Source organism: Pseudoxanthomonas sp. (assembly GCF_027498035.1).
Classification (GTDB): Bacteria; Pseudomonadota; Gammaproteobacteria; order Xanthomonadales; family Xanthomonadaceae; genus Pseudoxanthomonas_A.
The window spans coordinates 84,911-110,957 of record NZ_CP114978.1 but is presented as its reverse complement, the minus strand read 5'-3'; the positions used below and the strand labels follow the sequence as shown (position 1 = coordinate 110,957).

At 64.8% G+C, this 26,047-nt stretch carries 19 protein-coding genes and 1 pseudogene; 12 read left to right on the top strand and 8 right to left on the bottom strand.

Annotated features, from left to right (window positions below; translation table 11 throughout):
• The first annotated feature begins 13 nt into the window (after positions 1–13).
• Complete coding sequence (locus O8I58_RS00510) at positions 14–670, top strand: SCO family protein (RefSeq protein WP_298319779.1); 657 nt, start codon at positions 14–16, stop codon at positions 668–670.
• Positions 667–1,509: an archaetidylserine decarboxylase gene (gene asd, locus O8I58_RS00505; RefSeq protein ID WP_298319777.1), complete on the top strand. Its 843-nt coding sequence runs from the start codon at positions 667–669 to the stop codon at positions 1,507–1,509. The genes O8I58_RS00510 and asd overlap by 4 nt, the downstream gene beginning before the upstream one ends.
• A 225-nt stretch (positions 1,510–1,734) precedes the next feature.
• Here asd and O8I58_RS00500 read toward each other — a convergent pair whose 3' ends face one another.
• From O8I58_RS00500 to O8I58_RS00480, 5 genes are all read right to left on the bottom strand, one after another.
• Positions 1,735–2,079, bottom strand: coding sequence for a hypothetical protein (locus O8I58_RS00500; RefSeq protein WP_298319775.1), 345 nt, complete (start codon positions 2,077–2,079; stop codon positions 1,735–1,737).
• Between the two features lie 183 nt (positions 2,080–2,262).
• The gene (locus tag O8I58_RS00495; RefSeq protein ID WP_298319773.1) at positions 2,263–5,406 is read right to left on the bottom strand and encodes an efflux RND transporter permease subunit; all 3,144 of its coding nucleotides are present in this window, start codon (positions 5,404–5,406) and stop codon (positions 2,263–2,265) included.
• A gap of 37 nt (positions 5,407–5,443) precedes the next feature.
• Positions 5,444–8,683, bottom strand: coding sequence for an efflux RND transporter permease subunit (locus O8I58_RS00490; RefSeq protein ID WP_298319771.1), 3,240 nt, complete (start codon positions 8,681–8,683; stop codon positions 5,444–5,446).
• Between the two features lie 83 nt (positions 8,684–8,766).
• Positions 8,767–9,981 carry an efflux RND transporter periplasmic adaptor subunit gene (locus O8I58_RS00485; RefSeq protein WP_298319768.1) on the bottom strand — a complete coding sequence of 405 codons (1,215 nt, stop codon included), beginning with the start codon at positions 9,979–9,981 and terminating at the stop codon, positions 8,767–8,769.
• 222 nt (positions 9,982–10,203) lie between these two features.
• Complete coding sequence (locus O8I58_RS00480; RefSeq protein WP_298319766.1) at positions 10,204–11,787, bottom strand: transglycosylase SLT domain-containing protein; 1,584 nt, start codon at positions 11,785–11,787, stop codon at positions 10,204–10,206.
• 175 nt (positions 11,788–11,962) lie between these two features.
• Between O8I58_RS00480 and O8I58_RS00475 the strand changes: the two genes are divergently transcribed.
• From O8I58_RS00475 to O8I58_RS00465, 3 genes are all read left to right on the top strand, one after another.
• On the top strand, positions 11,963–13,480 hold the full coding sequence (locus O8I58_RS00475) for a helicase HerA-like domain-containing protein (RefSeq protein WP_298319764.1): 1,518 nt from the start codon (positions 11,963–11,965) through the stop codon (positions 13,478–13,480).
• A 48-nt stretch (positions 13,481–13,528) separates the two neighbouring features.
• Complete coding sequence (locus O8I58_RS00470) at positions 13,529–13,981, top strand: hypothetical protein (protein WP_298319762.1); 453 nt, start codon at positions 13,529–13,531, stop codon at positions 13,979–13,981.
• Positions 13,982–14,101: 120 nt separating this feature from the next.
• Positions 14,102–15,412 (top strand): DUF4013 domain-containing protein, encoded by a 1,311-nt coding sequence (locus tag O8I58_RS00465; RefSeq protein ID WP_298319760.1) that lies wholly within the window; start codon positions 14,102–14,104, stop codon positions 15,410–15,412.
• Positions 15,413–15,428: 16 nt separating this feature from the next.
• On the opposite strand, the gene O8I58_RS00460 is transcribed toward O8I58_RS00465, so the two are convergent.
• The gene (locus O8I58_RS00460) at positions 15,429–16,874 is read right to left on the bottom strand and encodes a rhomboid family intramembrane serine protease (RefSeq protein ID WP_298319758.1); all 1,446 of its coding nucleotides are present in this window, start codon (positions 16,872–16,874) and stop codon (positions 15,429–15,431) included.
• Between the two features lie 113 nt (positions 16,875–16,987).
• Here O8I58_RS00460 and greB point away from each other — a divergent pair, with 113 nt between their 5' ends.
• The 4 genes from greB to O8I58_RS00440 all read left to right on the top strand — a co-directional run bounded on the left by greB (position 16,988) and on the right by O8I58_RS00440 (position 19,055).
• The gene (gene greB / locus O8I58_RS00455) at positions 16,988–17,497 is read left to right on the top strand and encodes a transcription elongation factor GreB (protein ID WP_298319756.1); all 510 of its coding nucleotides are present in this window, start codon (positions 16,988–16,990) and stop codon (positions 17,495–17,497) included.
• Between the two features lie 108 nt (positions 17,498–17,605).
• Positions 17,606–18,277, top strand: coding sequence for a dienelactone hydrolase family protein (locus tag O8I58_RS00450; RefSeq protein ID WP_298319754.1), 672 nt, complete (start codon positions 17,606–17,608; stop codon positions 18,275–18,277).
• A 10-nt stretch (positions 18,278–18,287) separates the two neighbouring features.
• Positions 18,288–18,701 carry an HIT family protein gene (locus O8I58_RS00445; RefSeq protein WP_298319752.1) on the top strand — a complete coding sequence of 138 codons (414 nt, stop codon included), beginning with the start codon at positions 18,288–18,290 and terminating at the stop codon, positions 18,699–18,701.
• A 162-nt stretch (positions 18,702–18,863) separates the two neighbouring features.
• Positions 18,864–19,055 carry a LiaI-LiaF-like domain-containing protein gene (locus O8I58_RS00440; protein WP_298319751.1) on the top strand — a complete coding sequence of 64 codons (192 nt, stop codon included), beginning with the start codon at positions 18,864–18,866 and terminating at the stop codon, positions 19,053–19,055.
• Positions 19,056–19,143: 88 nt separating this feature from the next.
• Here the strand turns inward: O8I58_RS00440 and dcd are convergent, their stop codons facing one another.
• The gene (gene dcd, locus O8I58_RS00435; RefSeq protein ID WP_298319749.1) at positions 19,144–19,713 is read right to left on the bottom strand and encodes a dCTP deaminase; all 570 of its coding nucleotides are present in this window, start codon (positions 19,711–19,713) and stop codon (positions 19,144–19,146) included.
• Positions 19,714–19,793: 80 nt separating this feature from the next.
• Positions 19,794–20,633, bottom strand: coding sequence for an iron-sulfur cluster carrier protein ApbC (apbC, locus tag O8I58_RS00430; RefSeq protein ID WP_298319747.1), 840 nt, complete (start codon positions 20,631–20,633; stop codon positions 19,794–19,796).
• 246 nt (positions 20,634–20,879) lie between these two features.
• Here apbC and O8I58_RS00425 point away from each other — a divergent pair, with 246 nt between their 5' ends.
• The 3 genes and pseudogenes from O8I58_RS00425 (at position 20,880) to O8I58_RS00415 (ending at position 25,989) form a co-directional block, all read left to right on the top strand.
• Positions 20,880–23,732 (top strand): TonB-dependent receptor plug domain-containing protein, encoded by a 2,853-nt coding sequence (locus O8I58_RS00425; protein ID WP_298319745.1) that lies wholly within the window; start codon positions 20,880–20,882, stop codon positions 23,730–23,732.
• Positions 23,733–23,814: 82 nt separating this feature from the next.
• Entirely contained in the window at positions 23,815–25,422 is a 1,608-nt protein-coding gene (locus O8I58_RS00420; RefSeq protein ID WP_298319742.1) for a tetratricopeptide repeat-containing sulfotransferase family protein, read from the top strand.
• Between the two features lie 119 nt (positions 25,423–25,541).
• Positions 25,542–25,989: pseudogene (locus O8I58_RS00415) on the top strand (DUF2147 domain-containing protein).
• Positions 25,990–26,047 lie beyond the last annotated feature (58 nt).

Below are 26,047 nucleotides of genomic sequence, written 5' to 3'. Positions count from 1 at the left end.
TGGAAACGGAAAAATGCCCAAACGCACCCTCGGTGTCGCACTGTTGATTGCAATCGCCGCCGTCCTGGGCGTGCTGGCGGCCAACAAGCTGCTGGGACCCTCCAGGACCGGCCACACGCAGTGGCCGGCGACCCAGACGGTGACCTTGTTGCCCACGCCACGGCCGTTGCCGGAGTTTTCGCTGCGCCAGTCCGATGGCACCCAGCTGACCCAGGGCGAACTGCGCGGCCACTGGACGCTGGTGTTCCTGGGCTTCACCTATTGCCCGGACGTGTGCCCCACCACCCTGGCCCAGCTGGCCCAGGCGCAGAAGCAGTGGGCCGGCCTGTCAGACACCCTGCGCCCGCGCGTGCTGTTCGTTTCGATCGATCCCGAGCGCGACACGCCGGCCAAGGTCGGCGAATATGCGCACGCTTTCCATCCCGACACGCTCGCCGCCACGGCCGACATCCCGGCGCTTGAGCAGTTCGCCAAGTCGCTGAGCCTGGTGTTCGTCAAGGCGCCCGGTGAGCACTTCAAAGAGAACCCCCAGGACTATTCCATGGACCATTCCGCACAGATCGTCGTGCTCGACCCACAGGGCCGCATGGCCGGCATCATCCAGCCGCCATTCCAGCCCGAACTGATCGGCAGCGACCTGCTGAAACTCACCCAGGCGATGACCAAGTGAGCCTGGTCACCACGCTCACCTACGCCTTGCCGCACCGGCTGCTGTCCTCACTCGCACGCAGGCTGGCCTACTCGGACAATCCGGCGATCAAGCAGCGGATCATCGACACGGTCGTGGCCAAGTTCAACGTGAACCTGGCCGAGGCGGCACAACCCGACCCGACCGCCTACCCGACCTTCAATGCGTTCTTCACCCGCGCCCTGAAGCCCGGCGCGCGCATGCCCGACCCGGACCCGCGCAGCCTGCTGATGCCGGCCGATGGCCACATCAGTCAATGCGGGTCGATCGAATCGGGCCGCATCTTCCAGGCCAAGGGCAAACACTTTACCGCCGGCGCGCTGCTGGGCAGCGAAGCCGACGCCGCGCCGTTCGAACACGGCAGCTACGCCACGGTGTACCTGTCGCCGCGCGACTACCACCGCGTGCACATGCCCTGGTCCGGCACGCTGCGCGAAACCGTGCACGTGCCGGGCCGCCTCTTCAGCGTGGGCACCGATGCAGTGGCCAACGTGCAGGGCCTGTTCGCGCGCAACGAGCGGCTGGTGTGCCATTTCGACACCGACTTCGGGCCGATGGCCTGCGTGATGGTCGGCGCGATGCTGGTCTCGGGCGTGGAAACGGTCTGGAGCGGCGTCGAGATCCCTGAATACGGCACCCGCATCACCCGCAAGGACTACCGCGGCCAGGGCATCGTGCTGGAGCGCTTCGGCGAAATGGCACGCTTCAACTACGGCTCCACCGTGATCGTGCTGCTGCCGCCGGGCGTCGCCAGCCTGGCATCAAACCTGGGCCCGGAAACCCCGGTGCGCCTGGGCCAGCCACTGGCACGGTTGACGTAGCGCCGCGCGAGGCAGCGCCCTGTAGCGCGTAGCTTGCTGCGCTGCTCTTCTCCAACGCCCTTGTAGAGCGGAGCTTGCTCCGCTGCTCCCCGTTCAGGTCATCGCAGCACCCATGTAGAGCGCAGCTTGCTGCGCTGCTCTCCGTCCGGGTCACGAGGAAAGCCCCAGCGGAGCAAGCTCCGCTCTACAGGCTGGTCGCGAGCGCCAGGCTGGCTGCGGGCATCACTACGCCGCGTACGGCCGCGCCACCCGCTCCAGCGCGGCGCGGCCCAGCCGTTCGCCGCTGATCCGGCCCCAGACCTGCGAGAACACCTCGCTGGCTTCGCGATCGCTCAGGTTCTGCAACTGCACCGCCGCGCACAGCGCGTAGCGCGCCTGGGCGCGGTCCGAATCCCAGCCAGGATGATTGATGTAGATGTCGTAGACCGCGCCGATCACCGGCCAGTAAGCGGCAAAGCCGCGCGCCACGGTCGCACCCGGCAGGTTGTGGTACCAGTCCTGCCAGTAGTCGCGCTCGACCTCGATATCGATGAACAGCCGCGGCAGCCGGGCATTGACGATGGCGTTCATTGCGGACTCCATGGATGACGAACCGCCCCTGTGCCACCGAGTCTGCACGCGGCGCATTGCAGATTCTTGAATGCCGCGCGCACGGCCCGGCCGCGATCCTGGCGCACCAGGCCACGGCATTCACCGGCCCGGACATCGCGCGTGGCCGCGACGACGTCGAGCTACAGCGACACCGGCCTGCGATCAGCCAGCCGATGTCGCCTGCGTACGGCGGCGCGCGAGCTTCTTCTCGCGACGACGCGCGCGCCAGCTGCGCCAGTGCTGCTGCAGGCAGGAGAAGATCACGTACAACGCCGGCGTGCTGAGCAGGGTCAGGCTCTGCGAGAACAGCAGGCCGCCGATCATCGCGATGCCCAGCGGACGCCGCAATTCGGAGCCCTCGCCCAGGCCGATGGCAATCGGCAACGCGGCCAGCAACGCGACCATGGTGGTCATCATGATCGGACGGAAGCGCACGATCGATGCCTCGCGCGCGGCCTCCAGCGGCGACAGGCCGTGCTCGCGCTGTGCCACCAGGGCGAAGTCGATCATCATGATCGCGTTCTTCTTGACGATGCCGATCAGCAGCACCAGCGCGATCATCGAGATCACCGACAGCTCGGTATTGGTCACCACCAGCGCCAGCAGCGCGCCCACGCCTGCGGCCGGCAGCGTGGACAGGATGGTCACCGGATGCACGAGGTTTTCGTACAACATGCCCAGCACGATGTAGACGGTCAGGATCGCCGCCAGCACCAGCAGCAGCATCGAGGTCGGGTTGAGCTGCGCGCCCCAACCGGAGTCCTCGGCGATCTTGATGTCGCCCGGCATGCGCATGCCTTCGACCACCGACTTGAAGATGGCATCGGCCTCGCCCGTGCTCACCCCGGGCGCCAGGTTGTAGCTCAGGTCCATCACCGTGTACTGGTTCAGATGGGTGATCTGCGAGGGCGCCAGGCCGTCAACCTGCCTGGCGATGGCACTCAGCGGCACCATGTCGCCACTGGTGGTCTTCAACTTCACCGTGTCCAGCTGCGCCGGCGTGGCGGTCTGGTTGGGCAACGCATTGACCACCACCGAGTACTGGTTGAGCTCGGAATAGATGGTGGACACCGACCGCTGGCCGAAGGCGCCATACAACGCGCCGTCGATACTGCCGATGGAGATGCCCAGGCGCGCGGCCTTTTCCCGGTCGATCACGATGTTCTGGCGCAGGCCGCCCTCTTCCACATCGCTGGCCACGTCCTTGAATTTTGGATTCTTCTTCAGTTCGGTCACCACCTTGGGCAGCCAGTACTCGAGTTCCTCCAGGTTGTTGCTCTGCAGCGATTTTTCGTACTGGGCGCCCTGGTTGGTGCCACCGCCGCCGTCGCTGGGCAGGTCCTGCACCGCTCGCAGGCGCAATTGCAGGTCCGGGTATTTGTCGGCCTTGGTGCTCAGGCGGGCCACCACGTCGCTGGTGCTCTCGCGCCGACCATCCGCATGCGGCTTCAGTTCGATGTTGAACGAGGCACTGGAGCCCTGCCGGCTCGAGCCCAGCCTCACACCCACCACCTTCACCGCCGGGTCGGCCAGCAGCATGTCGGTGATGCGCTCCTGGCGCTTTTTCATATCGGCGAAGGACACCGTGGCGCTGGACTGCGCGCGGCCCCAGATCAGGCCGGTGTCCTGCGGCGGGAAGCTGCCGGACTTGACCTTGCCGAACAGGAAGATCGTCAGGCCGATCAGGATCAACGGCGTCAGCGACAGCAACAGCGCATGGCGCAGGCTGAAATCCAGGCACGCGGTGTAGACGCGCAGCATCAAGGCATGGCCGCCGTCGATCCAGCGGCCCAGCCGCGAGGTCGCGGCCACTTCCTCGTGCGCTGACAGGAACCGGCTGCACAGCGTAGGGGTCAGGGTCAGGGAGACGATCGCCGAGACCGCGATGGCCGCGATCAGGGTCATCGTGAACTCGCGGAAGAACGCACCGATCATGCCGGTGGCGAACAGGATCGGGATGAACACCGCGATCAACGAAGCGGTGATCGAGACGATGGTGAAGCCGATCTCGCGCGCGCCAGCCTTCGCCGCCTCCATGCGCGACATGCCCTCATCCAGGTGGCGCATGATGTTTTCGATCACCACGATCGCATCGTCGACCACGAAACCAATCGCAATCACCAGCGCCAGCAGGCTCAGGTTGTTGAGCGTGTAGCCCAGCGTGTACATCACCACCGCCGCACCGGCCAGCGACAGCGGCACGGTGACCGTGGCGATCAGGGTCGGCGCCAGCCGGCGCAGGAACAGCGCCATCACCAGCACCACCATCGCCAGGCTGATCAACAGGGTGATCTCGACTTCGTGCAACGAGGCTCGGATGGTCGGGGTGCGGTCGTAGTACGGGGTCAGCTTGGTGCCCGGCGGCAGGTATTCCTCCAGCAGCGGCAGCTGGGCGCGGATGCGGTCGACGGTCTCGACCACGTTGGCGCCACTGCGGATGAAGGTGTACATCACCACCGCGGGCTTCTTGTTGAACCATGCGGCCTGGTAGGCATCCTGCTGGCCGTCGTAGACGTTGGCCACGTCTTTCAGGCGCACAGTCACGCCGTTCTGGCTGGAGATGGCCAGGTTGGCGAAGTCGGCCGCCTTGCGCACCGAGTCGTTGACGATCACCGCCATGGTCGTCTTGCCGTCGGCCAGGAAGCCGGTCGGCGAGACCACGTTGGCCGCACGCATCGCGTTGCGCAGGTCGTCGGGCGACAGGCCCATGGCATTGAGCGCGCGCAGGTTCACGTCCACGCGTACCGCTGGCGTGGACGCACCGGCGATGTCGACCGAAGCCACGCCGGTGACCTGGCGCAGGCGCTGGGCCAGCAATGAATCGGCCAGGTTGTACAGGTCGGCCGCCGACTGGGTATCGGAGGTCAGCGCCATCGCGATCAGCGGATCGTCGTTGGGGTTGGCCTTCTGGTAGTTGGGCGTGGCCATTCCCGACGGCAGGTCGGCGCTGGCGGCACTGAGTGCGGCGGCCACGTCCTGTGCCGCGGAGTCCACGTTGCGGCTGGAATCGAAGCTCAGGAAGACCATCGAGCGGCCTTCGGAACTGTTGGAGCGCATCGACTCGATGCCCGGCACCTGGCCCAGGCGACGCTCCAGCGGCGCGGTCACGGTCGAGGCCATGGTGCTGGCGTCGGCGCCGGACTGGCTGGCCTGGACGAAGATCACCGGAATGCTCAACGACGGCAGCGCCGCCACGCCCAGGCGCAGGTAGCACATCGCGCCGATGACGAACAGACCCACGGCCAGCAGCGAGGTGCCGATGGGCCGGCGGATGAAGACGTTGGAGAGACTGACTCGACGGGTCATGGCGTGGACTCGCGGCGACGGTGCCTGGCGGCGACCGTCAGCCGGCCTCCGGCGACGGCGCGGCACTGCCATGGCGCGCGGCACGGCGGTCGCGCCAGTCCTGCACGCGCTGCGAGAACCGCTCCATGTACAGGTAGATCACCGGCGTGGTGTACAGCGTCACCAGCTGCGACAGCAGCAGGCCACCGACGATGGACACGCCCAGCGGCTTGCGCAGTTCCGAGCCGATGCCATCACCCAGCGCCAGCGGCAGCGCGCCCAGCAACGCGGCGGCGGTGGTCATCATGATCGGGCGGAAGCGCAGCAGGCAGGCGCGGCGGATCGCATCGTGCGCGCTCATGCCTTCACGGCGCGCGTCGATGGCGAAGTCGATCATCATGATCGCGTTCTTCTTGACGATGCCGATCAGCAGCACGATGCCGACGATGCCGTCCACCGACAGGCTCATCCCGCACAGCATCAGCGCCAGCAGCGCGCCGACGCCAGCCGGCGGCAGGGTCGAGATGATGGTGAAGGGATGGATGTAGCTTTCGTACAGCACGCCCAGCACGATGTAGATCACCACCACCGCGGCCAGCAGCAGCCAGACCACGTCGGACTGGCTGGACGAATACTCGGCGGCCTTGCCGATGAATTCGGTCCGCACGGTGTCGGGCAGGTTGAGGTCTTCGCGGACCTCGTTGATCGCGGCCACCGCCTGCGACAGCGAATAGCCCGAGGTTACGTTGAACGAGATGGTCACGGCCGGCAGCTGCTGCTGGTGGCTGATGACCAGCGGCGTGGTACCGATGCGCGTGGTCGCCAGCGCCGACAGCGGGATCCCGCCGGCGGTGCCCACGGTGATGCCCGTGTTGGCGTTGCCGATGCCGGTGGCGGTGGACGAATTGCTTGAGGTCACCTGGCCCAGCGTGGTCGCGTTGCTGCCGGTCAGCGCACCGCTGCCGTTGCTGGCCACGGCCAGCTTGTTCATCAGCGCATCGCGGGTGCGGAATTCCGGCGCCACTTCCAGCACCACGCGGTACTGGTTGAGCGAGGTGAAGATGGTCGAGATCTGGCGCTGGCCATAGGCGTCGTACAAGGTGTCGTCGATGGTCTGCATCGGCACGCCCAGCGCGCTGGCGGTATCGCGATTGATGTCGATCATCAGCGCGCGGCCGGCGTTGGCCGCGTTGTTGCCCACGTCCGACAGTTCAGGACGCTGGCGCAGGGCCTGGGTCACACGCTCGGCCTGCGACGACAGCTCGGCACTGTCGACATCGGACAGCGAGAACTGGTATTCGGTCGCCGCCACGCGCGTGTCCAGGGTCACGTCCTGCACCGGCTTGAGGTACAGCGCCACGCCGGGAATCCCGGCCACCGCCTTCTGCAGGCGCGGCAGGATCTCATCCAGGCCTTCGCGTTCGCCGCGCGCCTTCAGCACGATGCTGATCTGGCCCTGGTTGAGCGTGGGATTCATGCTGCCGGTGCCGATGAAGGCCGCCACGCCGGTCACCGCCGGGTCCTGCTTCAGCGCCGCGGCCACGGCCTGGGTGCGCGACTGCATCTGCTCGAAGGCCACCGTCTGGTCGGCCTGGACCACGCCGGTGATCAGGCCGGTGTCCTGTTCGGGCAGCAGGCCCTTGGGAATCACCACGTACAGCACGACGGTCAACACCACCGCCGCCAGCGCCACCACCAGGGTCAGGCCCTGGCGTGCCAGTACCCAGTCCAGGGTGCGCTCATACAAGCCGACGGTGCGCGACCACAGGTTCTGCTTGCCGGCCGCATGGGTGCGCTCGTGGGCGTCATCGCCCTCGGGCAGCTCGTCCGGCTTGAGCAGGTAGGCGCACATCATCGGCGTCAGGGTCAGCGACACCAGCATCGAGATGATCACCGCGATCGACAGCACCCAGGCGAACTCATGGAACAGCCGCCCGGTCACGCCCGGCATCAGCAGCAGCGGCAGGAACACCGCCACCAGCGAGATGGTCAGCGACAGCACGGTGAAACCAATCTGCTTGGCGCCCTCTTCGGCCGCTTCCGGCCCACTCTTGCCCTGTTCGATGTACCTGACGATGTTCTCGATCATCACGATCGCGTCGTCGACCACGAACCCGGTCGCCACCACCAGCGCCATCAGCGACAGGTTGTCCAGCGACATGCCGGCGAAGGCCATCACGCCGAAGGTGCCCATCAGCGACAGCGGCACGGCGATGGAGGGAATGATCGTGGCCCACAGCCGGCGCAGGAACACGAAGATCACCGCCACCACCAGGCCGATGGTCAGGATCAGGGTGAACTGCACCTCATGCACCGAGGCACGGATGGTCTCGGTGCGGTCGGAGAACACATCCAGGTGCACTTCGGCCGGCAGCACGCTCTTGAGCTGCGGCAGCAGCGCGCGGATCGCAGCGACGGTCTGGACAATGTTGGCGCCAGGCTGGCGGCGGATCTCCAGCAGCACCGCCTGCTTGCCATCGGCCCAGGCCGAAAGCTGGTCGTTCTCGACCCCATCGATCACCTTGGCCACATCGCCCAGGCGGACCGGCGCGCCGTTCTTGTAACTGATGATGGTGCTGTTGTAGCCGGCGGCGTCTTCGATCTGGTCGTTGGTGCCGATGCTGTAGGACTGGGTGGCGCCGTTGAGCGAACCCTTGGGTGCGTTGACGTTGGCCTCGGTCAACGCGCTGCGCAGGTCTTCCAGGGTCAGGCCCATGCTCGACAGCATCGCCGGGTTGACCTGGATGCGCACCGCGGGGCGCACGTTGCCGGCGATCGACACCAGGCCCACGCCCGGCACCTGCGACAGGCGCTGGGCCAGGATCGAATCGGCGTAGCGATTGACCTCGCGCAGCGGCAGCGTGTCCGAGGTCAGCTTCAGGGTGACGATGGCCGCGTCGGCCGGGTTCACCCGGTTGTAGGTGGGCTGGTACGGCAGGCCGCTGGGCAGCGTGGCCTGGCGGATGGCCGACTGCACGTCCTGCGAGGCGACGTCGATGTCGCGCTCCATCGAGAACTGCAGCACGATCGTGGACAGGCCCGCCGACGAATCGGAGGTCATCATCTCCATGCCGGAGATCTGGCCCAGCTGGCGCTCCAGCGGCGTGGTCACCAACGCCGCCATGGTCGCCGCGCTGGCGCCGGGATACTGGGTGGTCACCACCAGGCTGGGCGAATCGATTTCCGGCAGCGCCGAGACCGGCAGGCTGCGGTAACCCATGATGCCCAGCAGCGTCACGCCAATCATCAGCAGCGTGGTGGCGATGGGGCGGCGGATGAAAATGCTGGAGAAGCCCAAGGGAAGTCCGTCCTGTCAGATCGTCATGGCGGTCGCATCACGCGACCTGCCCGCGCCACGAAGGCGACGCGGGCTGGCGTGCATCAGCGCGGCGGACCGCGACGACCACCCTTCTGGCCGTGCGTGGCCTGCTGCAGTTCTTCCGCGGTCGGCTCCGGCGGGGCCTGGCCAGGCTTGAGCGCATCGACCTTGGCATTGGGCTTGAGCCGGAACTGGCCTTCGGTGACCACGCGGTCGCCGGCCTTCAGGCCCTTGGTCACCACGACGTGGGTGTCGCCCACCTCGACGCTGGTGGTCACGTCCTGCATCTTGACCGTGCTGTCGGCCTGGACCACGTACACGTAGTCGCTGTCCGGGCCGCGCTGCACCGCCTGGGTCGGAACCACCAGGCCAGCGCCGATGTTGCCGACCTGCAGGCGCACGTTGACGAACTGGCCCGGCCACAGCACGTGGTCGGCGTTGGGGAAGCGCGCGCGCAGTGCGAAGGTGTTGGTATCGGTGCTGATCTGGTTGTCGACCACGTCCAGCACGCCGTCGCCGGCGATCACGTGCTGGTCGGTGCTGTCCAGCGCCGCGACGGACGCCTTGCCCTGTGCCTGTGCCGCACGCACCGCGCCCAGGTCCTGCGCCGGCAGGCTGAAGGAGGCATAGATCGGCTCGACCTGGGTGATGGTGACGATCGACGAACTGGTGCTGACGATGTTGCCCACGTCCACACCGCGAATACCGGCGATGCCGTCCAGCGGCGAGACGATGGTGGTGTACTGCAGCTGCACGCTGGCCGCCTGCATGGCGGCATCGGCCGCGGCCACGCCCGCCTGGTACTGGGCCACCAGGTTCTTCTGGGTGTCGATGTCGGTGCGGGCCACGTATGGCGCGTAGGCCGGGTCGGTCAGGCGCGCATTGGTATCGCGTGCGGTCTGCAGCTGGGCCTGGTTCTGCTTTTTCGAAGCAGCGGCCTGGTCATAGCTGGCCTGGAGCTCGCGCGGATCGATCCGGGCCAGCACCTGGCCCTTCTTGACCGGCTGGCCTTCGGTGAAATCCAGGCTCATCAGGCGTCCGCTGGTCTGCGGATTGATGGTCACGGTGTTGAGTGCAGTGACCGTACCGGTCGCGTTGCGGTACACGGGCACGTCCTGGCTGGTCACCGCCTCGACCGTCACCGGCACCGGCTTGTTGCTGTCCTGGCCACCCTGCTTCAGGTCGGCCGGGTCTTTCCTGCCGCATGCGCGCAGTCCGAACACCACGACCACCACCAATACGACCACCGCCAGGGCGATCTTCCATTTACGCGACATGCACTGATTCTCCGGATGGGGACGGCACGCCCCCAGGCAACAGCCGTCAAGATTAACGACAGTCAACGCACCTGCCTGCATGACTGATGACAGGGGCGCCGCCAGCAACAAGGCATTCGTTCAGGAAAAGCCACGCCCCGCGTCACACCCCTGTCTTCTTCAATGCCTTTGCACGCCAAAGGTGCACCGCAGGCGCGCCTCATGCCGAACCGCGCGACGGAATCAACCGTCGCAGCCGACCAGCTTGAGCTTCTGCCCCGGCTTGAGCGCATAGGCCGGCGCGCGCAGGCCATTGGCCTTGGCGATCTCCTTGGTCTGGCACTGGAACTTGCCGACGATCTTGCCCAGCGTGTCGCCACGGGCCACTTTGTAGCTGCGGACCTGCGCGGCCTTGGGCCTGGCCGCCTTCGGCGTACCAGTGGCCACGGTGGTCGGCACGCCCACCGGCACACCACTCACATCCCCCACCGCCACGTGCGTGCTGCGGGGGCTGTCGTATTTGATGGCCGAATCGACCGTGGCCGTGACCAGGGTATGGGCCAGCTCGGCGGTCGGGCCTTTCACGCACTGGCGGTTGTACAGGCTGACCATGTGTGCGTTGGCGTTGAGCACGGTGCCGGCCGGGATCCAGGTTTCGGCCTGGTAGCGCGGATTGAGGTTGCGCAGCGCGCGCATGAAGCCTTCGCGCGTATGCCCGGTGCCCAGGCAGATGGTCAGTTCATAGATCGAGGCGGTGCGGGCCAGCTTCAGCGGTGCCGGGGTGGCGTCGACTTTCGGGAATTCCAGCCCGTACTGCTTGGGATGCAGGTACAGCCAGGCCGCGGCGATCACCATCGGCACGTAGTCCTGGGTTTCGGCCGGGAACTGCCTGTACACGTCTGCGTCCCAGAAGCTCGAACCCGGGTGGTCGCGCCAGATGCGCGCGGCGCGACCTTCGCCACCGTTGTAGGCGGCCAGGGCGAATTCGATATTGCGGCCCAGCTCACCCATCCGCTCGTTCATGTAAGACGCGGCGGCTTCAGTGGCCGAGTACGGGTCGAAGCGCGTGTCGAAGCCGGTGCCATCCTGGCCCAGGCCGAAGCGGCTGCCGGTGGCGGGCATGAACTGCAACAGGCCGGCGGCCCCGGCGCGCGAGCTGACATGCACCCGGCCGTTGGACTCCTTGGCCATGATCCCGAACAGCAGCGCCTCGGGCAGGCCGGTGGCCTGCCAGGCCGGCAGCATCTGCGGACGCATGTTCTGGTAGTTCTCGTAGCTGTCGATCAGCGTGCCGCGCATGTCGGTCAGCCAGCGCCGGATGCCGGCCTGCACGGCCGGGTTGTACTCGACCATCGAATCGAAGGGATGGCGATGGTCGTCCAGCAGGCGCGCGGTGCGTGCCGAATCGGGCACGTTCGAGCTGGCCGGCACGCTGTGGTCGCTGCCGTCGTCCAGCGGGTCGCTGCCATCGTCCTCGCCCATCAGGTCGTCGCCTTCGGCGTCGGACTCGGCATCCACCTTTTCCTTCAGCAGGCGCTTGTAGGTGGCCAGCAGGGTGTGCATCTGGCACCCCTTCTGCTTGGCGCAGGCGTCCAGCACGTCTTCCATGTCCTCCAGCGCCGCATCGCTTTCGGCCTGGCCCTTGGGGTCGCTGTTGGAAGTGAGCACCAGCGCGTTGGTGTAGCGCTTTTCGGCAACCTGCATCTGCTGGGCCAGCGCATCGGCGGCAGCCCGGTCCTTGGCGGAAACCCACGCCATGGCGGGCGTGGCCAGCGACAGCAGGACAAGGGCGGCAAGCAACGGCAAGGCACGGAACGGAACAGGCATCAGGCATGCACGGACATAAACGGATCGGCAGGGTAGCCGCCGCCGCAGCGCAGCGGCAAGGCCACGACACACGCCGACGCACTTGCCGGTCAGGATCAATGCCCGGCCCGTTGGCGCGCCATCACCCGACCCCAACTGCGCCTAGAATCAATCCCGACTTCGCGCGAGAACCTCCATGGACCCGATCCTGCTGGGCAAAGGCGTCACCGACGACATCCCCGTCAACCTGCTGCCGAAGTTCGGCAATCGCCACGGCCTGGTGGCCGGCGCCACCGGCACCGGCAAGACCGTGACCCTGATGACACTGGCCGAAGGCTTCTCGCGGTTGGGCGTGCCGGTGTTCATGGCCGACGTGAAGGGCGACGTGGCCGGGCTGGCCGTCGCTGGCGACGGCAGCGAACGGGTCACCACCCGCGCGGCCGAGATCGGCATTGCCGACTACGCCCCGGCCGCATCGCCGGTGATCTTCTGGGACCTGTACGGCAAGCTGGGTCACCCGGTACGCACCACCGTGACCGAGATGGGCCCGACCCTGCTGGGCCGCATCCTGGAACTCAACGACACCCAGTCCGGCGTGCTGGACATCGTGTTCAAGCTGGCCGACGACCGCGGCCTGCTGCTGCTGGACCTGGACGACCTGCGCGCCCTGCTCGGCCTGGTCGTGGAGGAACGCAAGGAAGTCTCCACCCAGTACGGCCTGGTCAGCGCCCAGTCGGTGGCCGCGATCCAGCGTTCGCTGCTGCGCCTGGACCAGGACGGCGGCGACCGCTTCTTCGGCGAACCTGCGCTGGAACTGGCCGACCTGATGCGCGTGGGCACCGACGGCCGCGGCGTGATCGGGATCCTGGCCGCCGACCAGCTGGTGCTCAAGCCACGCCTGTATTCGTCCTTCCTGCTGTGGCTGCTGTCGGAACTGTTCGAGAACCTGCCCGAAGTCGGCGACCTGGACAAACCCAAGCTGGTCTTCATCTTCGACGAAGCGCACCTGCTGTTCGACGATGCGCCACCGGCGTTGCAGCAGCGCATCGAGCAGGTCGTGCGCCTGATCCGCTCCAAGGGCGTGGGCGTGTACTTCTGTTCGCAGTTCCCCGACGACGTGCCGGACAACATCCTGGGCCAGCTGGGCAACCGCCTGCAGCACGCGCTGCGCGCCTTCACCCCGCGCGACCAGAAGGCGGTCAGGACCGCGGCCGAGACCTTCGTCCCCAACCCGAAACTGGACGTGGCCAGCACCCTGTCTTCGCTGGGCACCGGCGAAGCGCTGGTCTCCACGCTGCAGGACAAGGGCATCCCCATGCCCGTGCAGCAGACCATGGTCTCGCCACCGCGCTGCCGGATGGGCGCGATCAACGAGGCCGAACGCAACCAGGTCCGCGCCGGCAGCCCGGTCGGCGTGAAGTACGACACCGCCATCAACCGCGAATCGGCCGCCGAACTGCTGCTCAAGCGCGCCGGCACCGCCACCGAACAGGCCCAGGCCCCGCCGGCCAAAGCCGATACCCCAGCCTCCAAGTCCGCCGACGCCAATAGCGGCTTCGGCAAGGCGGTCAAGGACGTGATGTTCGGCACCGGCCGCCGCCAGGGCCTGGTCGAAGCCATGGCCAAGCAGACCGCGCGCACCGTCGGCAACCAGGTCGGCCGGCAGATCCTGCGCGGCCTGCTGGGCGGGTTATTCGGCGGCAAGAGCCGCTGATCGTCCGCAATATTGTTGAAAGCACGCAAGCCACAAGGAATCCCCCCGATGACGCCACTTCGCCTGTCCCTGCTCACCGCCGCTGCCGTACTGGCGCTGGCCGCCTGCAAGCCCGCCGAGCCACCGGCCGCTTCGACGCCGGCGCAGGCCGATGCAGCGGCCACGACCGCGCCTGCCAATGACTTCATCACGGCAGTCGACCAGGCACCCGCCGCCGAAGTCACCGACAAGGCCGGCGTAATGATCGACAGCAAAGCCCTGGCCGGCGAGTTCGACGGCAACGGCTCCAAGCTGATGATCGAAGCCGATGGCAGCTACACCCAGACCTTGAACGCCGGTGGCGCGCAGCTCAGCAGCGCCGGCACCTGGTCGGCCGCCGGCCCCGGCGCGCTGCTGTTGGACCCGCAGGACAAGGCTGCCCAGGACGTCCGGTTCGATGTGGTCTCGGCCGACGAACTGCATAGCCAGGACGGCACCTATACCTTCAAGCGCACGCACTGAGTCCAGCGACACCCAATGGCCACGGATCGGCCGCACTGATCTTGCCATTGCATGGCAATTGCGCCACGCAATGGCAAGCCACACAATCGGCGCTTCACAGGGGAATCAAGGGATTGATGCATGCACCAGCGTTCGCGCAGTGCGCGGCTTCCGGCCGCGCCAAAGCCGTTCTGGACCCAGCTGCGGAGCTTTCCGCTTTATCCATTGCGCGGCACCGCGCTGATCACGCTGGTCACCCTCACGCTGTGCACCCTGAGCCGGATGGTGCCGGGCATCGGCTGGCTGCTCTCGCTGCTGACCTGGGGCGCGATCTACGCCTATGCCTTCGACATCCTGCGCCACACTGCCGATGGCCGGATGCAGGCACCGGAAATCCTGCAGGACTCGCGCGACGGCACGGTGTGGCGACTGTTCGCGATGATGATCGCACTGGTCGTGATCGTGGTCCTGGCCTTCGGTGCCGGCGGACTGATCGTCGGGATGATCGTGCTGGTCGCCGTGGTCCTGTTGCAGCCAGGGTTCGTCATTTCGCTGGCGATGGATGGCAGCCTGCGTCGCGCGCTCAATCCGGCCGTGGCCATTGCGCTGGCCACCCGGATCGGCTGGCCCTACCTGGCTGCCTTCGGCGTGCTGTTCGTGATGCAGGCCAGCATGATCACCGCAAGCCGCTGGGCCAAAGGCCTGTTGCCGCCCATCCTGGACGAACTGGTGCTGGCCGCCATCACCATCTGGGGCCTGTTCGCCACCTTCCACTTCATGGGCTATCTGGTCTACCAGTACCACGAGGAACTGGGCTACGAGCCTGACGCGCACAACGACCTGCACCACCACGCCGACGCACCCGACCAGCGCGTACTGGACGAAGCCGAACTGCATGTCCGCGAAGGCCGCACCGACACCGCGCTGGAGATCCTGCGCAGCGAAGTGCGCTCGCGCGCGGTCGGCCTGGACGTCCACGCCCTGTACCAGCGCCTGCTGGCCAGCAGCCCACGCACCGCCGAGCGCCTGGATCATGCACGCCAATACCTCAACGCGCTGCTGCTGGAAAAACAGGACCGTCCCGCGCTGATCCTGTTGCGCGACGCGCTGCAGGCCGATCCCGACTTCGTCCCGCTCACCGCCGAACAGGCCAGCCAACTGGCCGCACGCGCGACCATGACCGGCCAGCAGCAGCTTGCCGTGGACCTGCACCTGGCGATGCTCAAGGCCTGGCCCAGCGCGCAAGCGGCGCCGCAGTGGGCACTGGAGACCGCACTGCTGCTGGCCGAACGCTTTGGCCGCGACGCCGAGGCCTCGGCCCTGCTGACCCAGGCGCTGGCACGTTGCGAAGATGGCGAACAGCGCCGCAAGCTCGGCGCCGCCCAGGCTGCGATTGCCAGTATCAGCGGCCCGGCGCCAAGCGCTGCGCCGCAGGCGCCTCCCGCCGGTTGAACGGAGCCGGCTCCGCTCAACCGTTGTCCAGCAGGAACCGCGCCTTGTCCGCCTGAGGCAGGTCCGGGAAGCGTTCGATCACGGCCTGCAGCAGGCGCTGCTGCTGATCGCGCGCCTGTGTTTCACCATGGCCAAGCGCCAGGCGGAACCACAGCAACGCCTGCTCGGCCCGCGACAGATCGGCGGCCTGTTGCAGCAGTGCTTCCACCGCTTTCAGCTGGCCCAGCTCGATCCAGCGCCCGGCCAGTGCCACGCGGCAGGCACCGTCCAGCGTCGGGCGCTCCTGTTGCAGGACTTCAGCCTGCATGGCGGCCTGGGCGCCATCGCCCGCGACGATGGCCAGCAACGCCTGCGTGCTTTGCTGGATGCGTGCAGCTTGCCCTGCATTGCGCGCCGCGCGGTACCGCGCCAGGGCGACCTCGAAGCGCTGCGGCTGCTCGGCCGCCAGCGCCGCAAGCAGCTGTTCTGCCTGGTCGTTTTCCATGCGACCCAGGTGGACCTGCGCACGCGCCCAGCGATCATCGGCGCCCACCGGTTCCGGCGCATCGGCGATGAACGCATCGCGCCTGCGACCCGTGGCCACCAGCGCCGCGCCGAGCAACGCACCGCATACCAGCCCGCCCGCATGCGCATCGAAGGCCACCCCGGCTTCGGGGGCGCTGAGCAGGCTGTAGACCTCCCAGCCCAGCCATAGCGGCAACAGCCAGATCGCCGGCGCGCGCGCGTAGTCGAATACCACGCCGAACCAGTAGAAGAAACGCACCGGTTGCCGCCCCCATACCACGCAGAACGCCCCCATCATCGCGGCGATGGCACCGGAGGCGCCCAGGCCGCCGCCGATCTCACCGGCCCGCCACAACAGGCTGGCCGCACTCGACCCCAGCGCGCCCAGCAGGTACACGCCCAGCAACGCGGCCGGGCCGATCGCCCCTTCCAGCAACACGCCGATGGCGATCAGGAACAGCATGTTGCCCAGCAGGTGCATCACCCCGCCATGCAGGAAGGCCGATGAGAGCATCCGCTTGATCGACCATTCGCCATGTCGCAGCACGTAGCGCTGGGTGAACACCTGGTCCAACTGCGCGTCGTAACCGGCACGGCGCATACGCCAGTCGGCCAGCTGCCCCGGCGTGTCGAACAACGCACCCTCACCCAGCGCCTGCAGGAATGGCAGGTCGTACAACGTCGCCTGCATCACCGCATGGCTGCGGTCCGAGTCCGGCAGGGCCAGCAGCTGCTCGGCATCCTCGGCACGGCCGTGCTCACGCAGCCAGCGCGCATAGGCTGGCGCCTCGTCATCGACCAGTCCTGCGTTGTCATAGCTGGCCACGGCCTTGGCCATGCGTGCCGGATCGCTCCCCTGCAGCGTGAAAAACACCAGCACGTTGACCAGCATCAACAGCAGTGTGGCCAACGGGAAATTCGACCGGTCCAATGGCTTGTGCAGCGGAAGAATCAGCATGCGGCGACGTCCCCTTGTCTTGCGCGGCGGCAAGCTTCCAACAGGCGCCTCGGCCAGCACAAGTGCAGGGCGGCGTAAAATCCGGCCACCGTCGTCCCAACGCGCAGTCCCGCATGAGCCGCTGGCGCCCGCCTGCCGAAAAAAGCACCGCCCTGATCACGCCTGCCGGCCACGCCGCGCTCAAGGCCGAACTGGACGATCTGTGGCGCGTACGCCGCCCCGAAGTGGTCAAGGCGCTGTCCGCGGCCGCGGCCGAAGGCGACCGTTCGGAGAACGCCGAGTACACCTATCGCAAGAAGCAGCTGGGCGAAATCGACCGCCGCGTGCGCTACCTGAGCAAGCGCCTGGAAGCCCTGCGCGTGGTCGATGCCGCGCCCTCCGATCCACAGGCCGTGTTCTTCGGCGCGCAGGTGGCGCTGGAAGACAACGACACCGGCGACACGTTGCGCTATCGCATCGTCGGCCCCGACGAAACAGACGCGGCGCTGGGCCACATCAGCATCGACTCGCCACTGGCCCGGGCCATGCTGAAAAAGCGTGTGGATGACGAATTCGAAGCCGCCCTGCCCGGCCGCACCGGCAGTTTCGTGATCATGGGCGTGTCTTACGGCAGCAACACCTGATCCGTCTACGTCCACCAGCAGGACGCTTTCACGGCACAGTTGTGCCAGACCCGTCGCCAGCCCGCCGTTAGACTCGGCCGTTCACTCTTTCATGCACTGGAGCCCCCCATGGGCCAATGGATCACGTTGACCACTTCGAAGGGCCCGGTCGCGGCCTGGCAGGCAGAACCGACGGGCGCGGTCCGCGGCAGCCTGATCGTCATCCAGGAGATCTTCGGTGTGACCGAACATGTCCGCGGCGTGGCCGAGCAGTACGCGGCCGAAGGCTACCTGGCCATCGCACCGGCCTTCTTCGACCTGGTCGAACCCGGCCTGGAACTGCCCTATGACGATAGCGGCGTGAAGCGTGGCCTGGAGCTGGTCGGCACCATCGGCCTGGATGCTGCCGTGGACCTGGTGGACGTCGCCGCGCAGGCCGCGCGTACCGCTGCCGGCAACGAGAAGGTCGCCACCGTCGGCTACTGCTGGGGTGGCACGGTCGCCCTGCTGTCGGCCCAGCGCCTGGCGCTGCCCAGCATCAGCTATTACGGCGGGCGCAACGGCATGTTCATCGGCCAGCCGCTCAAGGCACCGGTGCAGTTCCATTTCGGCGAACAGGACAAGTCGATCGGGCCTGACATCGTCGAGGCACAGCGCAAGGCCTGGCCGGACATGGACGTGTTCACCTACCCGGCCAACCACGCGTTCAACCGTGACGCCAGCCCGGCGGTGTATGACGCAGCCAGTGCGAAGACCGCGTTCGGCCGCGCCGTCGCCTTCCTGCAGGAAAACATCGGTTAAGCACTGACCCATGGCGGACTTCGAACTCGACCCCAGGCTTGCCACCGACAGCGTGTTCGTCGCCGACGGACCGCTGTCGCAGGTGCGGCTGATGGACGACACGCGGTTTCCGTGGATCGTGCTGGTGCCGCGCGTGAGCGGTGCCACCGAATGGATCGAACTGGACGGCAACCAGCAGCGCCTGTTGCTGGTCGAAGTGAACCAGGCCGGCCAGCTGATCCGTGCCGAATCGGGGGTGGAAAAACTCAACATCGGCGCACTGGGCAATATCGTGCGCCAGCTGCACGTCCACCTGGTCGGTCGCCGCACCGGCGACGCGGCCTGGCCCGGCCCGGTCTGGGGCAGTGGCCATGCGGAACGCCACACGCCCGAAGCACTGGCACAACAGATCGCGCGCTGGCGTGCGCTGCTGGGGCAACGCTGACAAGCGTCGCCGCGCGCCCACCCCGCCCGCGATAGGTCACGGCAACCGAACCATCCAGCCACCGCGCTCCGATCCAAGCCCGCAAAGTGTTGACTTCTGGCACCTGATTCCCGAGGCGGCGAAGGCGAGCATGGCTGCACACACCCGCCGAGGAACACCACCATGCGTCGTCACCTGATCCCCGCCCTGGTCCTGATCGTCCTGGGCACGCTGTTCCTGCTCGACAACCTGGGCTTTTCCACTTTCGACGCGGGCCACCTGATCAGCACCTGGTGGCCGCTGCTGCTGATCCTGGCCGGCGTCAACCTGCTGCTCAAGCGCATGGGCGGCGATACCGCGACCTGCCGGAACTGATCAACCAAAAGAAAAGGCGCCGCACCTGCGTGCGACGCCTTGTTCCTGCACCGCCAGCGTGGAAGCGCTGGCGAACACCGTGGTGAACTCAGGTCCGCGGCAGGGTCACGCCGGTCTGGCCCTGGTACTTGCCGCCGCGATCCTTGTAGCTGGTTTCGCAGACTTCATCGGATTCGAAGAACAGCATCTGCGCCACGCCCTCGTTCGCATAGATGCGCGCCGGCAGCGGTGTGGTGTTGCTGAACTCCAGGGTCACGTGGCCTTCCCATTCCGGCTCCAGTGGCGTGACGTTGACGATGATGCCGCAGCGCGCGTAGGTGCTCTTGCCCAGGCACACCACCAGCGTGCTGCGCGGGATGCGGAAGTATTCCACCGTGCGCGCCAGCGCGAAGCTATTGGGCGGGATGATGCACACGTCCGATTCAATATCCACGAAGCTGCCACTGTCGAAGTGCTTCGGATCGACAATCGTGGAGTTGATGTTGGTGAACACCTTGAACTCGCGCGAGCAGCGTACGTCGTAACCGTAGCTGGACGTGCCGTAGCTGACGATGCGGTGGCCGTCGGCATCATGCTTGATCTGGCCCGGCTCGAACGGCTCGATCATGCCCTGCTCTTGCGCCATGCGCTTGATCCAGCGGTCGCTCTTGATGCTCATTCGGTGCTCGTTCCCTTGGGGTAGTGCGGTGCGAAAGACTGCATTGTAAGGGCGCCGGAACAGGCTGTCCCGGCAAGCATTCAGACCAGCGAGGACGCAATCGGCATCGATGCGCGCGGGCGCTTGTCCAGTTCGGCAATCAACGCCACGGCGGCATCGCGGTAGGCCTGGGCCACCGGCGAATCCGGCGCGGCGACCACCACCGGCTCACCGGCGTCGCCCTGCTCGCGGATGCGGATGTCCAGCGGCAGCGATCCCAACAGCGGTACGCCGTAATGGGTGGCCATCGCCAGCCCGCCGCCCTGGCCGAACAGGTGTTCGACATGCCCGCAATTGCTGCACACATGCTGGGCCATGTTCTCGATGATGCCCAGCACCGCCACCTCGACCTTGTCGAACATCTTCAAGGCCTTGCGCGCGTCCAGGGTGGCGATGTCCTGCGGCGTGGTGACGATCACCGCCCCGGCCACCGGGATCTTCTGCGACAGGGTCAGCTGGATGTCCCCCGTGCCCGGCGGCAGGTCGATCAGCAGATAGTCCAGGTCACCCCACAGGGTGTCGTTGAACAACTGGGTCAGCGCCCCGGTCGCCATCGGCCCGCGCCAGATCATCGGCGTATCCGGGTCGATCAGGAACCCGATCGACATGGTGTCCAGGCCAAAGGCCCGCATCGGCTCGATCGACTTGTTGTCCGGGCTGTCCGGCTTGCCCGACAAACCCAGCATGGCCGGGATGCTCGGCCCATAGATATCCGCATCCAGCACGCCCACCCGGGCACCCGTGGCCGCCAGGGCCAGCGCCAGGTTCACGGCCGTCGTCGATTTGCCCACCCCGCCCTTGCCGGAACCCACGGCAATGACGTTGCGGACACGGGGATGGGGCTGCAGGCCGCCCTGGGGCCGATGTGCGGGAGTGTTCATCCGCTCATTGTCCTGGAATCGGATTGCTTACTCACCTGCGACAAGTCGTTTTCGCGAGACTGACTGGTGGATGACATCTTTTTAATTTGTGACTTACATCACATTTTCAACGGAAACTTTCTCGCCGCTCCCGATGAATGCCATGTTAATTTCGCGTTGTGATGGATTGCGTCACACAAAGTGACATACGGCCATGGACTGGCACCTTGCAATGACAAATGACACTTTTTTAGGGGATTTAACTCAATGTCTCGCACGCGCCATACCCCGAAACGGAGCCGCCTGACGGCTGCTGTCTTCACCGCTCTCCTGCTGCCAGCTGCTGCCTTCGCGCAGGACGCGGCATCCTCCGATACCGAGACCAAGAATCTCGACAAAATCACGGTCACTGGCTCGTTGATCCCACAGTCCCAGATTGAGACTGCTACGCAGGTCATCACGATCAATGCCGAAGACATCCACGCACGCGGATATACAAGCGTGATCGACATCCTGCGTTCCAGCAGCTTGGCGAGCGGTGGCGTTCAGGGTGGCGAGACTTCAGCAAGCTTCACACAGGGCGCCGAGACAGTCAGCATGTTCGGCCTGAAGCCGTCCTACACCAAATTCCTGATCAACGGGCGCCCGATGGGCAACTATCCAGCCCTGTACAACGGCACAGATGCCTTCAACAGCGTCAGTGGCATCCCGATTGACGCCGTCGAGCGCGTGGAAATCCTTCCAGGTGGCGCGTCTTCGCTGTACGGCTCCGACGCGCTGGCTGGCGTGGTCAATTTCATTCTGAAAAAAGACTACGAAGGGACCACGCTGAACGTTCGCGGCGGAACCTATACCGAAGGCGGCGGCAATGCTGTCCGCCTCAGCCTGACAAATGGCTTCAACGCGTTTGATGATCGCCTGCACGCTATCACCTCAGTCCAGTATGAGAATTCCAAGCCGATCTGGGGCTACCAGCGGGATTTGACCGACTCGACCAACACTGATGGCTACAGCGCTTCACCTGCCTCGCGAGACTATTTGGTCTACGGTTATCGGCAAATCTCGGAGAACGGCCTCGGCAGCAACGGCTATCTGTTTCCTGACGGGGTGGATTGCTCCGCCGTAACCTCGCAGTTCGGCGGCACCGAGAGCTACCAGACGCGTGCTGGCTACGGCAACTATTGCGGTTCGAACTATGCTCCCGGCTATCGCACGGTCAAGAATGGGAAGGAGGCACTGCAGCTTTACAACCGCACTACCTTCAACGTCAACGACAACTTCGACCTGTACGGTGAAGTGCTTTATAGCCATACCGCCGCCGAGTATGCAGCCGGCAGCAGCTACACCTGGTGGGGTACTGGCGTTAAATACGGCTACTACTATGACCCGGATTACGACAGCCTGCTAAATCTGCAGCGTGCGTTCTCGCCCGAAGACATCGGCGGCGCAGGCTACAAGAACATCATGGACAAAGACACCACCAATAGCTACACAGTCACGCTTGGCGGCAAGGGGTCATTCGGCGAGAGCTGGGATTACGACATCGGCTTCACTCGCAACGAAACCAAACTGGAATCCCGTAATTTCGTGCGCTGGGCAGACAAGATCAATGCCTATTTCGACGAACATGTCCTTGGTCCGCAGCTCGGCCTGGATCCGTACTTCGATGCTTATCCAGTGTTCCGCCCCGACTACGCGGCTTTCTACAGCGTAATGTCGCCCCAGGACTTCGCCAGCTTTACCGGCTATGGCACGGCCAAGTCCAAGACCTGGGATGATACTTTCCGCGCCCAGTTGACCAGCACCGACCTGTTCTCACTGCCTGCTGGTTCTGCCGGTTTGGCCGTCGCAGTAGAAGCCGGGAATGAAGGCTGGGACTACCAGCCGATCCCCGGCATCATGGAAGGAGCGGTATGGGGCACCACTGACGTTGCCGGTTCCGGCCATCGCACCAAATATGCGGCCATGGCCGAACTGCGTGTGCCCATCGTCGATTCACTGACCGCGTCGGTGTCCGGTCGTTATGACGCATATGATGCCTACGGCACCAAGATCGACAAGGCAACCTGGAGCGCCAGCTTAGAGTTCCGCCCAATCGACAGCCTGCTGTTCCGTGGCAAGTACGGCACAGCCTTCAAGTCGCCGACGCTGCCCGATCAGTTCCAGGGCTTGAGCGGCTCGTACTCGTACGCAACCGACTATTACAACTGCGGCTTGGAAGGCTACACACCTGCCGATACCGATGGCTGCTCGGCACGCTATGACAACGCTCAGTACTTCGGTACCAAGGAGGGCAATCCTGACCTGGAACCGATCACCGCCGACACATGGAGTATGGGCGTGGTCTGGGCTCCAAGCGCGAACTTCTCGCTGGGTGTGGACTACTACAGTTGGGACATCAAGAATGAAGTCGACCAGCTCAGTACAGATCAGATCCTGCTGCAGGAGTACTACTGCCGGAATGGAGAGGCTGGCGCCGGCATCATCTCCTGCGATAACGCTTATGCGTGGGTGACCCGTGGTTCGGACGGCTCACTTCAGGAGGTCTATACACCGCGCATCAATGTCGCACGACAGAAATTGCAACTCTTCACCGTCAGCAGTAAATACCTGCAGGACATTGGGCGTTTCGGCCAACTCATGTTCTCGGCCAATTACACCAATAAGCGTAAACATGAACTGCAGTCTGACAGCACCCAGCCATTCACCGATCTGATCAACGATCCATATGCCAACTGGGTTTACGACGCCGGTCCAAAATGGAAAGCTGACGCCTCTCTGGCTTGGAGCGTGTCCCGCTGGACCAGCACTCTGTACGCCAACATGCTGGGTGCCACACCCAACTATCTGGCCTACGCCCAAGACAGCTGGGACTACGTGCACTCCTCAGGTGCCAAAGCAGGAAAGTGGGGAACCTACACCACGTTTAACCTGAGCGTGGATTATCAAGCGCAAGAAAATCTGCGCCTTTCCCTGCAAGTCAACAACATCGGCAACAAGCTCCCCGACGGCCAGGCTTATAACTACCCAGGCACATCGACCACGCCATATAACAACTACATCTATAGTGTCTATGGTCGCTCTGTGTTCGCCGAACTCCGCTATGACTTCGGCAAGTGATCGCCTGACTCATTGAACGTATGCTTGGAGGCCCCGGAAACGGGGCCTCTTTTTTTCTCTATCAAAATCGGAGCCAACAGGCATGGAGGACTTACGCCAACGCTATGTCGCGGCAGTGGATGCCCTGAATCGACGTCAATGGCTACGAGCCAGACAACTCGCCGAGTCACTATTGCCACAGCTACCCCAACACGCTGGCGTGCATTTCGTTATCGGCGTGGCCGCGCTTGAACAAGTCACCCTCAAAGATGGCTTCCGCCATCTGCTGATGGCAACGAAACTGAGCCCGCAGCGCACCGACTATGCGGCGCAATTTGCTCGTTTGCTTCTGGAATGCCATCAACCTCCGGAAGCATTAAAAGAAGCAGAGCGGGCCATGAAGTTGCCCGGCTCAGACCCAATGACACTCAACACGCTGGCCGTGGTGTTTACCCGCTGTGCGGAACATGCCAGCGCCGCAAATGCCTTCCGTCGAGCGGTTGAACTGGCGCCGGATCAACCCAGCCTGCATTTCAACCTGGCAACTTCACTCATGGCCATTGGCGAGATCGACGGAGCCATCCAGGCATGTGAGACCTGTATCCGCTTGCAGCCACGTTATTGGCGAGCACACCTGACCTTAGCGCAACTTTCGCGGCAGACGGCTGAAAACAACCACGTCGATCGATTGCAGGCTCTACTTCAATACGACGTGGATCCCGAAGCACAGCTCTATCTGAACTTGGCGCTGGAGAAGGAATACGACGACCTCGGGCAGCCTGAGAAAGCAATGTCCTACCTGATCTCCGGAAAATTGGCATGGCAGCCCCGCCTCGATCGATCAGGGCCGGAAGACAGTGCCCTATTCGATTCGATCATTGAAGCCAGTACAGACATCCTGCCAGCCGGCACTCGGGGACAACCTGGAAAAGCCCCCATCTTCATCATGGGAATGCCACGTAGTGGCACGACGCTGCTGGAACGTATCCTCTCATCACATTCCATGGTGCATTCGGCTGGCGAACTCCAGCAGTTTCCAGTGGCCTTCAAGAAGGCATCTGGCGTGCACTCGCCATGGATGTTGGATCCACAAACCTTGGCCGCTGCCAAGCATATCGACTGGGCAGCCTTGGGCCAAGACTACCTGCAAACCACACGCACCATGTCTGGCAAAACGCCATCATTCATCGACAAGCTACCGCATAACTTCCTGTACGCGGGTTGGATCGCCCAAGCATTGCCAGAAGCAAAGATCATCTGCTTGCGGCGTGATCCAATGGATACCTGCATCGCCAACTTCCGTCAGCTGTTCGCGATGTCGGCGTCGTACAACTATTCCTTTGACCTTCTCGACTGTGGACGCTACTACATCGGCTTTGACCGCCTGATGGCCCACTGGCAAAAATTACTACCCGGCCGCATTCTCGAAGTTAACTACGAGGACATCGTGACAAACCAGGTCCAGAGCACCCATCGATTATTGGAATTCTGTGAACTTCCTTGGGAAGACGCCTGCCTTAGCTTCGAACATAATTCCTCTCCAGTTTCCACCGCCAGCGCCATCCAAGTGCGCTCACCGATTTATCGCAGCTCGATGCAACGCTGGAAGCGCTATGGTCCGATGGTTGATGGCTTACGCGATGTGCTACGAGCTGGGGGCGTTGTGGTTGATGGCAAACCCGCAACTGACACTAGGCCGGCCAACGGTTAGTGCCCGCGTTCGGCTGCTGCCGAACCAACGGCCTCTAGGAAGACCATACCCATACGCCGAGGTATGCTGATATAAATGCATAGCCAACACGGCAGCACACGACATCCCTGGGAGGGGCTATGCGAATCATTCTGAAGAACTCACTATTTGCCCTGCCCTTGCTGATGTTCTGCAGCAGCGCGATGGCGGCCGATGGCGCCGTTGGCCGCTGGAAGACCATCGATGACAAGACCGGTGAGGTGAAGTCGATCGTGGAGATCACCGAGGCCAGTAATGGCAGCGGGTTGACCGGCAAGGTCGTGGAGATCCTGAAGTCGGACAAGGGGCCGAATCCGGTCTGCGACGGCTGCTCGGGCGAGCGCAGGAACAAGCCGATCAAGGGCATGACCATCCTGTGGAACCTCAAGCCGGACGGCGCCAACGAATGGGCCGGCGGTACGATCCTGGACCCGGCCAACGGCAAGACCTACAAGTCCAAGATGGAACTGCAACCCGGCGGGGAGAAGCTGGATGTTTCCGGCTGCATCACCTTTCATCTGCCGCGCGCAGACCTGGGTCCGCGAATAACGCCAGCCAGCACAACGCAAGCCCAGGACGGCCCGGCATCGCCCGGGCCGTCCTGCGT